The sequence below is a fragment of the Microbacterium sp. Beta genome, assembly GCF_005502545.1.
Taxonomy (GTDB): Bacteria; Actinomycetota; Actinomycetes; order Actinomycetales; family Microbacteriaceae; genus Microbacterium; species Microbacterium oxydans.
Genome location: NZ_SCOG01000011.1, coordinates 43,050 through 58,809 on the forward strand (window position 1 = coordinate 43,050; position 15,760 = coordinate 58,809).

The 15,760-nt window shown below is 70.0% G+C and carries 8 protein-coding genes; all 8 read left to right on the forward strand.

What is annotated here, in order from left to right:
• Positions 1 to 84 precede the first annotated feature (84 nt).
• The 8 genes from FFS56_RS12275 (at position 85) to FFS56_RS12310 (ending at position 15,757) form a co-directional block, all read left to right on the forward strand.
• Positions 85 to 6,150 (forward strand): Ig-like domain-containing protein, encoded by a 6,066-nt coding sequence (locus FFS56_RS12275; protein ID WP_164734073.1) that lies wholly within the window; start codon positions 85 to 87, stop codon positions 6,148 to 6,150.
• A 61-nt stretch (positions 6,151 to 6,211) separates the two neighbouring features.
• Positions 6,212 to 7,183: a MoxR family ATPase gene (locus FFS56_RS12280; protein WP_046746637.1), complete on the forward strand. Its 972-nt coding sequence runs from the start codon at positions 6,212 to 6,214 to the stop codon at positions 7,181 to 7,183.
• A complete protein-coding gene (locus FFS56_RS12285) occupies positions 7,183 to 8,445 on the forward strand; it encodes a DUF58 domain-containing protein (RefSeq protein WP_046746638.1) in 1,263 nt (420 codons plus the stop codon). The genes FFS56_RS12280 and FFS56_RS12285 overlap by 1 nt, the downstream gene beginning before the upstream one ends.
• The gene (locus FFS56_RS12290) at positions 8,442 to 10,838 is read left to right on the forward strand and encodes a transglutaminase domain-containing protein (RefSeq protein WP_137772135.1); all 2,397 of its coding nucleotides are present in this window, start codon (positions 8,442 to 8,444) and stop codon (positions 10,836 to 10,838) included. The genes FFS56_RS12285 and FFS56_RS12290 overlap by 4 nt, the downstream gene beginning before the upstream one ends.
• The gene (locus tag FFS56_RS12295) at positions 10,835 to 12,064 is read left to right on the forward strand and encodes an RDD family protein (RefSeq protein WP_137772134.1); all 1,230 of its coding nucleotides are present in this window, start codon (positions 10,835 to 10,837) and stop codon (positions 12,062 to 12,064) included. The genes FFS56_RS12290 and FFS56_RS12295 overlap by 4 nt, the downstream gene beginning before the upstream one ends.
• Positions 12,061 to 12,876: a protein phosphatase 2C domain-containing protein gene (locus tag FFS56_RS12300; protein ID WP_046746681.1), complete on the forward strand. Its 816-nt coding sequence runs from the start codon at positions 12,061 to 12,063 to the stop codon at positions 12,874 to 12,876. Before FFS56_RS12295 ends, FFS56_RS12300 begins: the two co-directional genes overlap by 4 nt.
• Positions 12,876 to 14,117, forward strand: a complete 1,242-nt coding sequence (locus FFS56_RS12305) for an FHA domain-containing protein (protein ID WP_046746680.1) — start codon at positions 12,876 to 12,878, stop codon at positions 14,115 to 14,117. The genes FFS56_RS12300 and FFS56_RS12305 overlap by 1 nt, the downstream gene beginning before the upstream one ends.
• Positions 14,114 to 15,757, forward strand: a complete 1,644-nt coding sequence (locus FFS56_RS12310) for a serine/threonine-protein kinase (protein WP_127011740.1) — start codon at positions 14,114 to 14,116, stop codon at positions 15,755 to 15,757. Before FFS56_RS12305 ends, FFS56_RS12310 begins: the two co-directional genes overlap by 4 nt.
• The last annotated feature ends 3 nt before the right edge of the window (positions 15,758 to 15,760 follow it).

Genomic DNA, 15,760 nt, shown 5'->3' on the forward strand with positions numbered 1-15,760 from the left:
GCTTCGTGGGCCCGTCGGGTCGCGATCGAGGAGAACAGAGAGTGTCACCCTGGGGGGGAACCGGGTATGAAGGCGTTGTCATGGATGCGCGCACGACCGAAGACGCTGGCGTCAGCGGCCGGTGTCACCGTGGGCGTGATCGCCATCACCACGATGGCCTTCACCTATGAGGGGTTCCCGACCACCAAGGTCGATCTGAACGACGGCGGCGTCTGGATCACCAAGACGTCGAGCCTTCTCGTGGGGCACTTCAACCACGAGTCGACGGTGCTCGACGGCGGGCTGCGCACCACGGGTGAGAACTACGACATCCTGCAGGACACGAACAACATCCTGGTCGTCGACGAGAACGCGTCGACACTCACAGCCGTCGATCCTGCACGCGTCTCGCTCGGCGATTCGGCGAAGGTCCCGTCCTCCTCGAAGGTCGCACTGGGCAACCGCACGGCTGCGATCCTCGATCAGAAGACCGGCGAGCTCTGGGTCGTGCCGGCGCAGGGCGTTGCGTCCTTCGAGGCCGAGGTCAACGAGCCGGTGGCCGAGTTGGGCGCTGGCGCCGATGTCGCCGTGGCCAAGGACGGCACCGTCTTCGGACTCGCCCCGGAGCGCGGCGAGGTGGTCACCGTCCCCGTCGACAACGAGGGGGAGGCGCTCGACGCCTCCGCCGCGTCGGTCGGCGAACTCGACGCGTCCGCCAAGCCCGCGATCACCGCCGTGGGTCGCACCCCGGTCGTGCTGGATCGCGCTGCCGGCGTCGTGACCTCCCCGGGCGGCGTCCGCACCGAGATCCCCGGCGCGGACAAGGCCGTTCTGCAGCAGGCCTCCGAGAACACCGACGCGGTGGCGGTCTCGACCGCGAACGCACTGGTGAGCGTTCCCCTCGACGGCGGCGAGCCGACAGAGGTCGAGGCGGGTGGCGACGGCGTGCCGGCGGCGCCGGTGTGGCTGCGCGGCTGCACCTACGGCGCATGGGCAGGAACGGCCACGTTCATCCGGGAATGCCCGGGGTCGGCGAACGACGTCAACGCGAACGTCGACGGCGCCGAGGATTCGAAGAGCCTCGTGTTCCGCGTCAACCGCGACGTCATCATCCTCAACGACGCGGTGGGCGGAGCGGCCTGGCTGGCGAACGAGAGCCTGCAGCGCGTCGACAACTGGAACGACCTCACCCCGCCGGAGGGCGAGACCGAGAACGAGGACGACTCGACCGAGGAGACCGTCGAGACCACGCTCCCCGAGCGCAAGGAGGAGAACACCCCTCCGATCGCCGAGGACGACACGTTCGGTGTGCGCCCCGGCGTGACGACGATGCTCCCCGTGCTCGACAACGACAACGATCCGGATGGCGACGTCCTGGTCGCGACCCTCGCCGAGGCCCAGCCCGCCCTCGGCACGATCCAGCAGGTGCAGAACGGCGGATCCCTGCAGATCGCGGTAGACGAGGACGCGACAGGGTCGACCACCTTCACCTACGAGGCCGATGACGGTCGCGGCGGGAAGGACACGGCAGCGGTCACGCTGACCGTGTACGACAAGAGCGTGAACACCGCTCCGGTGCCCAAACGGCACACCAGTCTCACCGTGGAGACCGGCGGAACGATCTCGTACAACATCCTCCCGGACTGGATCGACCCCGAGGGCGACGATGTCTACCTCAAGGAGGTCGTCCCCGCGCCGGGCGACGAGGTCGACTTCAGCACCGACGGCCAGATCACGTACAAGGCGACCGCGAGCCAGCAGGGACGCAAGGACGTGCAGGTCACCGTCGCCGACGGATACGGGGAGAGCGCCACCGCGACGGTGACCCTCGATGTCCGACCGGAGGGCTCGACCAAGCCCAAGACCAACGCCGATCACGTCGTGACCCGCGTCGGCGAGCAGGTCACCGTGGCACCGCTGGCCAACGACACCAGTTCGGGGCGCGAGCTGCTGCGACTCGGCCGCGTGAACGAGGTTCCCGGCGCGACCATCGTCACGGACGGGCCGAACAAGACCTTCTCCTTCACCGCTGATGCTCCCGGCACCTACTACGTGCTGTACCTGGCGACCGCCGGCCCCGAGAACGGCGAGGGGATCGTGCGCGTCGACGTGCTCGAGGCGAGCGAGACGGATCTCCCTCCGGTCGCCGTGCGCGACGTGGCGCTGCTGCCGACGGGCGGCGATGTGCTCATCGGCGTGCTCGCGAACGACGTCGACCCCGCCGGCGGCATCCTGGTGGTGCAGTCCGTCTCGATCGACGACGACTCGGGCATCTCCGTGTCGGTCATCAACCACGAGACGCTTCGCATCACCGATCAGGGCTCGCTCACCGACCAGGCGCGCATCAAGTACCGCATCTCCAACGGCTCCAAGTCGGCGGAGGGCGAGGTGGTGGTCATCCCGATCCCCGCGCCGGACAAGCTCCTGCAACCCGTCGTGAACGACGACACGGCGATCGTGCGTGCGGGCGATGTCGTGACCATCCCGGTGCTCGACAACGACACGCACCCGAACGACGACGTCATGCACGTCGTTCCCGAGCTGGTCGAGCCGCTGGTCGACCCGGAGGACGGCGAGGCGTTCGTCTCGCAGGACACGATCCGGTTCAAGGCCGGACCCGTCGCGAAGACCGTCTACCTCACCTACGAGGCGGTCGATTCGCGCCAGCAGAAGGACGCCGGCTACGTCACGATCCAGATCCTTCCGGTCGACGAGGAGACGAACGCCGCTCCGCGCCCGCAGGACCTGGTGGCCCGCGTGCTCGCCGGGTCGACCGCGAACATCGCCGTCCCTCTCGACGGCATCGACGCCGACGGCGACTCGGTCGAGCTGATCGATATCGCCTCCAGCCCGCAGAAGGGGCGCATCACCGAGACGGCGCAGAACTACTTCACGTACGAGGCGTTCGACGACTCCTCCGGTGTCGACGTGTTCCGCTATCGCGTGCGCGACCGCCTCGGCAAGGAGGGCATCGCCACGATCCGGGTGGGCATCGCACCGGGCGAGCAGATCAATCAGAGACCGTTCGCGGTGAAGGATGCCGTGGTCGTGCGGCCGGGTCGCGAGATCTCGGTGCCGGTGATGCTGAACGACTCCGACCCCGAGGGCGACAAGATCATCCTCGTGAAGGACGGCCTCGAAGTTCCGACCGAGACGGGCATCACGGCCCGCGTCTCGGGTGATCGGGTGCTGGTGCAGGCGCCGAACCGCGAGCTCGAGACGTCGCTGCAGTACACGATCCGTGACGCGAGGGGCGCCGAGGCGACCGCGGCGCTGCAGATCACCGTCGACGAGGACGTCCCGCTGCAGGCGCCCGTCGCGCGTGACGACCGTGTGCGGCCGACCGACCTCACCGACGGCACGATGAGTGCCGACCTCGACATCCTCAAGAACGACGAGGACCCGGACGGAACCACCGATCGCCTGAAGCTCGTGCTCGGAGAAGGCGCGACCCAGCTGGAGAACGGCAAGGTGCGGGTCACCGTCACCGAGCAGCTGCAGCTCATCCGCTACACGATCACCGATCAGGACGATCTGGCCGCATCCGCGTTCATCTTCGTGCCGGCCGAGTCCGACCTGCGGCCGATCCTGGATTCGACCAAGCCGCTCGAGGTCATGAGCGGCGAGACCAGGGAGATCCCGCTCTCGAAGTTCGTCACCGTCGCCGGCGGGGGGACCGCGCGGATCACCGAGCATGCCAAGGTGAACGCCGTGTACGCCAACGGCGACGACCTCGTGAAGGACGAGACCACCCTGGTGTACACGTCGGCCGAGGGATACTTCGGGCAGGACTCGCTCACGTTCGAGGTCACCGACGGCACGGGGCCGGACGACCCCGAGGGCCGCACGGCGACGCTGAGCATCCCGATCAACGTGCTGCCCCCGGAGAACCAGCAGCCGGTGTTCACGGGCGCAGAGGTCATCGTCGCTCCGGGCGAGAAGGCATCGACGCTCGACCTGGCCGCCCTCACGACCGACCCCGATCCGGAGGACGAGGGCAAGCACAGGTACAAGTACGTCAGCGGCGCGGGCAAGGGCATCACCGCCAAGATCGACGGCTCGAAGCTGCTCGTCGAGGCCTCGTCCGACGTCGAGAAGGGCACGGTGTCCTCCCTGAAGCTGGAGATCACCGACGGGACGACGGAAGCCGTCGAAGGTACGGTGACCGTGCGCGTCGGCGCCTCGACCCGCCCGCTGCCTGCTGCGAACACCGACACGATCTCGGAAGCGGATCAGGGCAAGAGCATCACGGTGCCCGTGCTCGCGAACGACTACAACCCGTTCCCGGAGACGCCGCTCAAGCTGATGACGGCTGCCACGGAGTCGGGCTCCGGCGGCGCGGCCGTGAAGGGCGATCAGGTCGTCGTCACTCCCGACCCCAGCTTCGTCGGGACCATGGTCGTGCGCTACCGCATCCAGGATGCGACGAAGGACCCCGACCGCGAGGCCAACGGCCAGATCATCGTGACCGTGCAGGGCGTGCCGGAGGCACCGGGCACCCCGCTGGTGTCGAGCGTGCAGGACCGCACCGTCGTGGTCTCCTACGGCGCACCGTCGAACAACGGCGCCGAGATCACCAAGTACACGGTGAAGTCGGTCGGCGGCAGCCCGTACTCGAAGGAATGCCGCTCGACGACGTGCACGCTCGACGGCCTCACCAACAACGTGGAATACACCTTCCAGGTGACCGCGACCAACCGGGTGGGCGAGTCGAAGCCGTCCGGCACCTCGGCGGTCGCCCGTCCTGATGCCCGTCCCGACACCCCGACCCCGCCGACGCTGACCTTCGGCGACAAGTCGCTCAAGGTCGCGTGGGCCACCCCGACCACTCCCGGCTCTCCGGTGGAGAGCTACACGCTGGAGATCTCGCCGGCTCCGCCGTCCGGGGTCTCGCAGAAGCAGGCCACCGGGAACTCGATGACCTGGGAGGGCCTCGAGAACGGCGGCATCTACCAGGTGCGCGTGCAGGCCCACAACCGCGCGCCCGAGCCGTCGAGCTGGAGCGGCTGGTCGGCCTCCGAGGTGCCCGCGGGGCCGCCGATGCCCGCCGCCGCGCCCACCGTCACACAGCTGCAGGGCGTGGGCACCGAGGCGCAGATGCAGGTGAACTGGGTGCCGGGGAACGCCAACGGCGACCCGATCGACTCGTTCCAGCTGCAGGTGTGGGAGGGCGGCACGCTGCGGAACACCATCACGCCGGGAGCCGACGCCAGGTCGCAGGCGGTGAAGGTCCCGACCTCGGAGACGCCGTACACGTACCGCATCCGTGCGAACAACAAGGCGGGCTGGGGTGAATGGAGCCCGATGTCGGCACCGCGCCGCGGTGTGAACAAGCCGGGTGCGCCCTCGCTGTCGAACGTCGCCGAAGGCGATCGGTCGCTCACGCTCACCTGGTCTCCCGGCGCGCTCAACGGTGCGTCGCGGAACGAGGTGCAGTACCAGTACTCCATCGGGGACAACTGGGCGGCGATGCCGGGCAACAACGTCATCACCGGCCTCTCGAACGGCACGAACTACAACGTGCGGGTCCGTGCCGTCTCGACGGTCGACGGCCAGACCTACTCGAGCGACGCCTCGAACCAGATGTCCGGCAACCCCTACGGACCGCTGAGGCAGCCCTCGGTGACGGTGAACTCGAACCCGAAGAGCGTGACGTTCGGATGGAACGCGAACGTCTCGGCCAACGGACGGGGGATCAAGGTCGTGCGCATCCGGATCGACGGCGGCGGGTGGACGCACGTCGGTGCGAACGGAAGCACCACCGTGGGCGACGGCTACAGCCAGCGCCACACGATCGACGTCGAGGTGACGGACGACGCGGGGCAGAAGATCACGCGGAGCGAAGCAGGCACGTCGGGCCCGAAGCCCAATCCGCGCGCCTGGGTCACCTCGACCGGCAACGCGAACGGCCAGCCGAACTGCAACGACGGCACCTGCGCGTACTTCTACCTGAACGCTCAGGACTTCGATCCGGGGCAGACCATCTCCGTGCGGTGCAACAACAACGACGCGACGTACGGCGGAGTCTGGGGTGGACCGTACTCGATCACCATGGACGGCAACGGCAACTACGGCGGCCGGCTCAGTTGCTACCTCGGCAACCGCCGTGGCGTGATCGAGGCCTGGGTGATGGTCAACGGCACCGCTTTCGAGCACCGCCTCTGGCAATGACCCGTCTCCCCATCCGCGCTGTGAACACCGGTTCTGAACAACAACAAGGAACGACACACTCATGACAATGACCCCCGAGCAGGCCGCCTGGTTCCAGGGCACCTTCCAGCGCCTCGTCGAGAACATCGACAAGGCCGTGCAGGGCAAGCAGGAGATCGTCGGCCTCGTGCTGGCCTCGATGCTCGCCGAGGGGCACGTGCTCCTCGAGGACGCACCGGGTACGGGCAAGACCAGCCTCGCCAAGGCGCTGGCCGCGACCGTGCAGGGCACCAGCACGCGCATCCAGTTCACCCCCGACCTGCTGCCGTCCGACGTGACCGGTGTGACGATCTACGACCAGCAGTCGCACCGCTTCGAGTTCCACAAGGGCCCGATCTTCGCGTCGATCGTGCTCGCCGACGAGATCAACCGCGCGTCGCCGAAGACCCAGTCGGCACTCCTCGAGGTCATGGAGGAGTCGCGCGTCACGGTCGACGGCGTCACTCACGAGACCGGGCGCCCGTTCCTCGTGATCGCCACGCAGAACCCCATCGAGCAGGCGGGAACCTACAAGCTGCCCGAGGCGCAGCTCGACCGCTTCCTGATCAAGACCTCGATCGGATACCCCGACCTCGCGGTGACCGAGAGCATCCTCGCCGGCGCCTCCGACCGCAACCCGTCGGCAGGTCTGTCCGCGATCATCACGACCAGTGCCGTCGCCGACATGGCCGACCTCGCGGCGACGGTGCACGTCGAGCCCGCCGTGCTCCGCTACGTGGCAGAGCTCGCCGAGGCGACTCGCGAAGACGGCGCCATCCGCCTCGGCGTCTCGGTGCGCGGTGCGATCGCGATGATCCGCATCGCCAAGGTCTGGGCCGCAGCTCAGGGACGCCACTTCGTGCTCCCGGACGACATCAAGGTGCTCGCCCGCCCGGTGTGGCAGCACCGTCTGCTGCTCGACGCCGAGGCAGAGTTCGCCGGCACCAGCAGCGACACCGTCATCGCCCGCGTGCTCGACGCCGTTGCGGCCCCCCAGGCCAGAGCGGCGGCCTGATGACCGCGGAGGCCCTTCCGGCGTCGACGCCGCAGACGGAGCGCGACGCCGGATGGCGCGACATCGCGGCCGTCCTCGGTGCGCGCGCCCTGACGCGCCTCCGCAAGATCACCTCCGCCATCCGCCCGCTGGCGTGGGTGCTGATGGCGCTCGCGGTCGGCTTCTGGGTGCTCGGGCAGATCGCCGGGTGGTCGGAGTTCACGATCGCCGCGGTCGTCATCGCGATCGCCGTCGCCCTGTGCGCGCTGTTCCTCATCGGCCGCACCGCCTACGACGTCGCCCTCGACCTCGCCCGCACCCGCGTCGTCGTGGGAGAGCGCGCGGTCGGCGCCCTGACCCTCGCGAACCGCGGCAGCAGGGCCATCCTGCCGTCGCGAGTGGTGCTCCCTGTCGGTTCGGGGCGCGGCGAGTTCGGCATCCAGCGGCTCGCGCCGGGGGAGGAGGCGGAGGAGCTCTTCGCGATCCCGACCCAGAAGCGCGGTGTGGTCAAGGTGGGCCCTGTGAGCGTCGTGCGCGGCGACCCCCTCGGCCTGTTCGAGCGGGCGCACCGTCGCGACGACCCCGTCGACCTCTTCGTGCACCCGCGCACGGTGCTGTTCGACGGCCAGTCCCTCGGATACCTGCGCGACCTCGAGGGTCTTCCCGCCGCCGACCTGTCCCGCGACGACGTGTCGTTCCACGCCCTGCTCGAGTACCAGCCGGGCGACGACCTCCGCCACGTGCACTGGCGCTCGACGGCCCGCACCGGCACCATGATGGTCCGGCAGTACGAGGAGACCCGGCGCTCGCACTTCGTGATCGGTCTGTCGCGCTCCCTCGCCGACTACGCCACCCCCGACGACTTCGAGCTGGGAGTCTCGGCCGCAGGGTCGATCGGCCTGCGTGCTCTCCGCGACTCGCAGCGCGTCGACATGCGGGTGCAGGGGCGCGAGCTGCCGGCAGGCACGGGCAAGCAGCTGCTCGATTCCCTCTCGGCCGTCGAGAACAGCAAGCCCAAGGAGGGCGGCATCGCCGAGCTCGCCGGAGTGGTGTCGGCGACGATGCCGCTCGCGAGCGTCGTGGTGCTCGTGTGCGGGGCGCGGGTCAAGCCCGACGACCTCCGTCTCGCCTGTGCGCGTCTTCCGTTCGGCGCCCGCGTGCTCGTGGTCGTCGCCGACACCACCGCCTCCGCTCCGGCCCTGCGCCGCATCGGCGATGCCGATGTCGTGACGGTCGGTGCGCTGGAGCAGATCCCCCTCGCCCTGCAGAAGGTGCTCGCATGACCGCATCCTCCGCCGCGTTCGCCGGTCTTCCCGTGCGTCGCTGGATCCTCGATCTCGGTGCCTCCGCTCTCCTGGTGGTCACCGCACTGGTCGGCTTCTGGCCGACGTTCGCCGGTCCGTCCTTCCTCCCCGCCGTGGTCGGCGGCGTCGTGCTCGGCCTCGCGATCGCGGCGGTCACGACCTGGCGCCGTTGGGGCATCCTGATCATCGCGGGCCTCACGCTCGCCGCCTACTTCGTGTTCGGCGGCGCGTTCGCCCTGCCGCAGACCTCGATCCTCGGCTTCATCCCGACGCTGGAGACGCTGCAGAAGCTCGCGCTCGGGACGGTCACCGCGTGGAAGCAGATGCTCACCACGGTGGCGCCCGTGGCCGCGGCGGACGGTCACCTCGTGGTCCCCTTCCTCCTGGCGCTGGTGTTCACGACGGTGACCGCGTCGCTCGCGCTGCGCCTGTCGCAGGTGGCCTGGGCGCTGATCCCGGCCGGCGTGCTGCTCATGCTCGTGATCGCCCTCGGCACCCCTGAACCCGCGTTCCCGCTGGTGCAGGGACTCGTGTTCGCGGTCGTGAGCATGTCCTGGCTCGCGCTTCGCCAGCTGTGGGCGCCGCAGAACACGGCGATCTCCGTCAGCGAGGTCGACCCCTCCAGGGCCTCGCACATGCGCACGCGTCGTCTGCTCGCCGGCGTGGCCGTGCTGACGATCGCCGGTGGTGCGGGGGTGGCCACGAGCGCGGTCGCGAACCCGGCGCAGCCGAGGCACGTGTTCCGCGACGTGATCATCCCGCCGTTCGACATCCGGGACTACCCGAGCCCCCTGCAGGCGTTCCGCAAGAACGTGCGCGATGAGGCGGACGAGACGCTCTTCACGGTGCAGGGACTGCCCAAGGGCGCGCGGATCCGCACGGCCGTCATGGATCAGTTCGACGGCATGGTCTACAACGTCACCGACGGCGGACCCACCTCGTCGAGCGCCTTCAGCCCGCTGCGCTCGAACATGTCACCGGATGCCGAGGGCGTCCCGGTGACGCTCAACGTCGAGATCGGTGCCTATCGCGGTGTGTGGATGCCGACCGCGGGCGAGCTGTCCGAGATCAGGTTCTCCGGCGATGACGCCGAGCAGCTGCGCCGCGGCACCTACGTGAACACCGAGACGGGCACTGCCGTCTCCACCACGAAGCTGACGAAGGGCGACGAGTACACGGTGGACGCCGTGATGCCGAACATTCCCGACGACGAGCAGCTCGCCGAGGTGCCGTTCGGCAAGGTCTCGATGCCCAAGCCGAGCAACGTGCCGGAGGAGCTCACAGCCCTCGCCGCCGAGACGGTGGTCGGCGCGGAGACGCCCATCGAGCGGGTGCGCGCCCTCGAGAACTTCCTGGCGAAGGAGGGCTTCTTCAGCCACGGGCTCGAGGGGGAGGTCATCTCCCGGGCTGGACACACCGCCGAGCGCATCTCGACCCTCGTCGGCGGCGAGCAGATGATCGGCGACGACGAGCAGTACGCCGTGGCGATGGCCCTGCTCGCCGGACAGGTCGACATCCCCGCTCGTGTGGTCATGGGCTACTACCCCGACGAGGAGAACGCGGGAGAAGCCACGTTCGCTGCCACCGGCGACGACGTGCATGCCTGGGTCGAGGTCAACTTCGAGGGGCTCGGGTGGATCGCCTTCAACCCCACCCCTCCCGAAGACCAGGTGCCGAACGATCAGAACACCAAGCCGCGCGTCGACCCGAAGCCGCAGGTGCTGCAGCCCCCGCCTCCGCCGCAGGAGCCCGTCGACCTGCCGCCCACGCTGCCCGACGACCGCGAGGGCGAGGACGAGAGTCTCAACATCGCGGGCATCATCGGCGCGATCCTCGTGATCGGTGGCATCTCCCTCGGAGTGATCGCACTCCTGGCATCGCCGTTCATCGTGATCGGTGCGTGGAAGGCGGCGAAGCGTCGTTCCCGACGCGCGGCCGCACGCACCGCCGACCGCATCAGCGGGGGATGGGACGAGCTCACCGACCGTGCCGTGGACTACGGCGCGCGCATCCCTCCCGGCGGCACGCGGATCGAGGAGGCGGTGGTCGTGGCGTCTTCGTTGACGGTTCCGCAGGTCACCGCCCTCGCCGAGCGGGCCGATGCCGACGTGTTCGGTCCCGCCGAGCCGAGCCAGGAGGACGTCGATTCCTTCTGGCACGAGGTCGATGACATCGTGGGCGGCCTCGGCAAGGAAGCCGGCTTCTGGAAGCGTCTTCAGGCGCGACTGAGCATCCGCTCGCTGGTCGGCGGCACGGCCATCTCGAACGGATTCCAGAATCTGAAGGAAGCGGCGGCCGTGCGCGTCCGCAGTGAACCTGGCACCATCAAGAACAGCACGACGCCCCCGTCCTCCGAGAGCGAGACCTCATGACGCAGCCCGCGACCGACCAGATCGCGCCGGTCTCCCGTCGCGCCGTCGCCTACCTCATCGACGCCCTGATCGCCGGGGGCCTCGCGATCGTGCTCGGCGGCGGACTCCTGGTCGGCGCCTCGCTCACCGGCAGCCTCGAGGGCAGTGTCGGAGTCCTGCTGATCGGGGGTCCGGTCGTGAGCCTGATCCTTCTCGGCTGGTTCGTCGTCTACACCGTGATGCAGGCGGGCACCGGCTCGATCGGCATGCGCGCCCAGGGCCTTCGGCTGCTCTCGGCGACGGACGGGAGCGGCCTCGGCTTCGGACGGACGCTGCTGCGCAACGTCATCTTCGGCCTCGCCGCCGCCATCGTCGTGGGCTACTTCACGCCGCTGTTCGACGGCTCCGGTCGGTACCAGGGGTGGCACGACAAGGTGGCCGGCTCCCTCATGGTGGACGCGCGCGTGCCTGCACCCGCCACCGCGACGACCGCGGTCCCCGCCTCGACCGGATCCGGGGCCGCGGCCCCGACGCCCGCACCGGCGATCCCCGGACTCCCGCAGCCTGCTCCTGCCTCGGCTCCGGCCCCGACTCCGGGTCCCGCGCCGGTTCCTGCTCCGGCTCCGGCGCCGGCTCCCGCCACGCCGCCCTCCGCTTCGATCCCTCCGCGACCGGCCGCTCCCGCGGCACCGGTCGCCGACGCGGGATCCCTCATCGCCTTCGTCCCCGGCATCACGCAGGATGCTCCCGCACGCCCAGCGCCCGAGCCCGAGACCGCACCCTCACCTGCGCTCGACGAGACGATCCAGCAGCAGCCTGCGGCTCCGATGAGTCCGCCCGCCGCGCCTGCCGCCCCCGCGGCGCCTGCCGCGTCGCGCACCACCGAGGAGGACGACCTCGAGGACACCAGGATCAGTGTTCCGGGACACCGGCTCGTCTTCACGTGGGACGACGGGACGCGTGTCTCCGTCTCCCGCCGCACGGTGTTCGGGCGCAACCCCGCACCGGAAGAGGGAGCGACGCTCGTGCCCGTGCGCGACGAGACGCTCTCGCTCTCGAAGACGCACTTCGAGGCGGCGGCCGAGACCTCGGGCGGCTGGGTGATGGACCGACACTCCACGAACGGCATGACGATCGTCCGCGCAGGCCAGCGGATCGCCTGTCCCGCGGGGCAGCGCGTCCCGGTGCGACTGGGCGACGCCATCGAGATCGGCGACCGCATCGTCACGATCGGCGGATACGCATGAGGCCGGGATTGGTCGTCTCGACCGGGTCGGCCACGCATCCGGGACTCCGGCGAGCGCTGAACGAGGACGCGCATCTGGCATCGGCGCCGATCTTCCTGGTCGCCGACGGAATGGGTGGGCACGAAGCGGGGGAGCGCGCGAGCGCCGCCGTGATCGCGGAGTTCGCGCGCTACATCGGTCGGTCCGCGCTCGAACTCGACGACGTGCGTCTGGCACTCTCCCTGGCGAGGGAGAGTGTCGAGGAGCTGTCCACCTCGGGCAACGGCCGCGCAGGTACGACACTCAGCGGTGTGTTCGTCGCCTCGGTCGACGGCATGGGCTACTGGCTCGCACTCAACATCGGCGACTCGCGCACCTATCGCTTCGCAGACGGCGAGCTGGAGCAGATCACGGTGGACCATTCCGTGGTGCAGGAGCTGATCGAATCGGGTGAGCTCACGGTCGAGGATGCCGTCTCCGACCGCCGCCGCAACATCATCACGCGGGCGATCGGCGCGAGCAGCACGGGCGACGCCGACTACTGGATGTTCCCCGCCGAGCTCGGCGACCGGATGCTGGTGTGCTCGGACGGCCTCACCTCCGAGGTCGCCGACGCCCGCATCCGCGAGATCCTGATCGCCGAGAAGGACCCGCAGCGTGCGGCAGACGTGCTCATCGACGAGGCCGTCAGCGCCGGGGGCAGGGACAACATCACGGTGCTCGTCATCGACGCCGTCTCCGTCGCCTCGAGACCGGGGACGCTGATGGCCACCGATACGGACATCGACCAGGACACACGTCCACGAGAAGCCGCAGCAGGAGGGGTTCGCTGATGCAGACCAGCTACCGACCGGGACAGTGGTACCTGATCGTCATCCCGGGAGCGCTCGTCGCCCTCCCGCCCGAGGTGCCAGGCGATGTCGTCGCGCGGCTGTGGGAGCGCCTGCCGGAGGAGAAGACGCTCGCGACCGTTGTCGATGTGCTCACCGCGCAGTCGGGGGTCTCGTTCACTTCGCTGCCCTCGTTCGTCGCGGCCGTCGCCGAAGGGTCGGACATGCGGATCGCCCTGCGGGGGGCGGTCACCGCGAGTGTGGAGACCGGCTCGGAGTCGTTCGAGCTCTCCGGCGCCGATGTCACCACCTGGAACGAGCGCTACCTCGGCGGTGCGACGAAGGTCGAGATCACGGTCGAGAGCGCCGATGCCGACGCCGACGGTCTGCCCGTGCAGAGCGGAATCGTCCGGGCGGCGGCTGTGAGCGCCGAGCTCGAACCGAGCGATGCCGATCCGCTCCCCTCCATCCTCGGCCCTGCCCCGGTCGTCGGGGAGTCCGCGCCGGCCGCGAACGTCGCGGCGCCGGAGCCGGTCGCGGCTCCTGAACCCGCGCCGGAGCCGGTGGCCGAGCCCGAGCCCGCGCCGGAGCCGGTGGCAGCTCCCGAGCCGGAGCCGGAGCCGGAGCCCGAGGAACCGCTCCCCGTCATCGACGATGCCTTCCTGCCGCCCACCGAGGTGACACTCGCTCCGCCGGTCGACGACGACTTCGACCAGCTGTGGGGCGCCACGGTGCACTCCGTCGGAGGGGCGGCGACACCGGCCGCGCCGATCGCCGTCGAGGGCGACCACGACGGCGCGACGATCTCGGCCGCAGACCTCCGCGCGCTCCGCCAGCAGCCGCCGGTCTCCAGTGACGCCCCGACGGAGGTGCTCGATGTCGCCCCGGCACCGGCCGCGGCCTCCGTCGGCCGCATCCGCCTGTCCACAGGGCAGGAGACGGCTCTGGATCGCACCGTGATCATCGGGCGCCGCCCGCGGTCGACGCGGGCGAGCGGCGCGAATCTTCCGCATCTCATCGCCGTCGAGAGCCCTCAGCAGGACATCTCGCGCAGCCACCTCGAAGTACGGCCGGAGGGCGACACCGTGGTGGTCATCGATCTGCACACCACCAACGGGTCCACCCTGCTGCGGCCGGGAGCCGACCCCGTGCGGCTGCACCCCGGCGAGCAGACGCTGGTGCTCTCCGGCGACGTCGTCGACCTCGGCGACGGTGTCACGGTCGCCTTCGAGGATCTGCCGTGACGCGTCGCCCCTCCCCGCCGCCGGACCTTCCCGGCTTCACCTACGTCGAGCCGCTGGGCACCGGCGGCTTCGCCGACGTCTTCCTCTACGAGCAGGAGATGCCCCGCCGCCGGGTCGCGGTGAAGGTGCTGCTCGCCGATCGCATCTCCAGCGGCGCCGCCCAGGAGTTCGCGGATGAGGCGAACGTCATGGCGATGCTCTCCACGCACCCCGCGATCGTGACGATCTACCAGGCAGGGGTCGCCGGAGACGGACGCCCGTACCTGGTGATGGAGTACTGCCCCCGGCCCAACCTCCAGCTGCGCGCGCGGAAGGACCCGTTCTCGGTGGCCGAGGCGCTGCGGGTCGGTGTGCAGGTGGCCGGTGCCGTCGAGACAGCGCACCGCGCCGGTGTGCTGCACCGCGACATCAAGCCCGCCAACATCCTGGTCACCGAGTACAACAGGCCGGCGCTCACCGACTTCGGCATCGCGTCCACCACCGGAGCCACGGGAGAGGCGTCGGGGATGTCGATCCCGTGGTCGCCCCCCGAATCGTTCGCCGAGCCGCCGCAGAGCGGACCCCGAACGGATGTATGGGCCCTCGGAGCGACGCTGTACACCCTTCTGGCCGGCCGTTCGCCGTTCGAGCGTCCGGGGGAGCGCAACTCGAGCGCCGACCTCATCGAGCGCATCGAGCGTGCAGCTCTCCCCTCGCTGAAGCGGCCGGACTCGCCCGAGAGCCTGCAGCGCCTCCTCGAGCGCGCGATGGCGAAGAACCCCGACGATCGTTTCCCGAGCGCCGTGGCGTTCGCGCGGGCACTGCAGAAGGTGCAGATCGAGCTCTCGCATTCGGTGACGCCGATCGACATCGTCGACGACCACCCGCCGGCGGAGGATCTGGACGACGACGGCGACGGCCTCACGCGGGTGCGCGAGATCGTCAGCATCGACCCCGACGTGGCATCGTTCACCCGCCCGTCGGCGACGACGCAGCGCAAAGAGCCTCCGGCCGTGCTGCCCGGCATCCCGCGCTTCGACGCGCCACTCGCCGAGACATCGTCCGTGCCGTCCGTCGAGCAGACGCAGCTGCGTGCTCCGACTCCGACTCCTGCTCCGCCGCAGCCGCTGCCCCCGAGCGCCGATGACCGGACGATCGCCCGAGCCCCGCAGGTGGTCGCCCCCGACGCTGCCGTGCCGCCGGCGATGGTGCCCGGCACGCCCGTCGCAGCTCCGGCCGCACCCGAAGCGCCGCGCAGCCGCAAGGGCCTCTGGATCGGGCTCGCCGCCGCCGGCGTCGTGATCGTGATCGGCGGGATCGTCGGTCTGAACCTGCTGGTCGCCGGGATCACACCCGAACCGCAGGAGACGGCCGAGGCCGTCGACCCGAAGGATGTCGGCACGGATGTGGTGCCGAAGGTGACCGAGCTCGCCGGGACGCGGCAGGGCGAACGGGTCGTCTTCACCTGGACGAACCCGAGCCCGCTCGACGGCGACTCGTACATCTGGACCCCGGTGGCCGTGTCGGGCGAGGTCGATCCGCAGCAGACGCCGGATCCGACCGCTACCCTTCCTGCCACAGCGGGAACCGTGTGCATCGACGTGATGCTACGACGCGACGACGGGCGCGCGTCCGAGACCGTGCGGGGGTGCGTGGAGTGAGTG

Excerpts from the sequence above, each read along its gene's own strand:
- FFS56_RS12275 (WP_164734073.1), top strand. The coding sequence starts at position 85 with ATGCGCGCACGACCGAAGACGCTGGCGTCAGCGGCCGGTGTCACCGTG.
- FFS56_RS12280 (WP_046746637.1), top strand. The coding sequence starts at position 6,212 with ATGACAATGACCCCCGAGCAGGCCGCCTGGTTCCAGGGCACCTTCCAG.
- FFS56_RS12285 (WP_046746638.1), top strand. The coding sequence starts at position 7,183 with ATGACCGCGGAGGCCCTTCCGGCGTCGACGCCGCAGACGGAGCGCGAC.
- FFS56_RS12290 (WP_137772135.1), top strand. The coding sequence starts at position 8,442 with ATGACCGCATCCTCCGCCGCGTTCGCCGGTCTTCCCGTGCGTCGCTGG.
- FFS56_RS12295 (WP_137772134.1), top strand. The coding sequence starts at position 10,835 with ATGACGCAGCCCGCGACCGACCAGATCGCGCCGGTCTCCCGTCGCGCC.
- FFS56_RS12300 (WP_046746681.1), top strand. The coding sequence starts at position 12,061 with ATGAGGCCGGGATTGGTCGTCTCGACCGGGTCGGCCACGCATCCGGGA.
- FFS56_RS12305 (WP_046746680.1), top strand. The coding sequence starts at position 12,876 with ATGCAGACCAGCTACCGACCGGGACAGTGGTACCTGATCGTCATCCCG.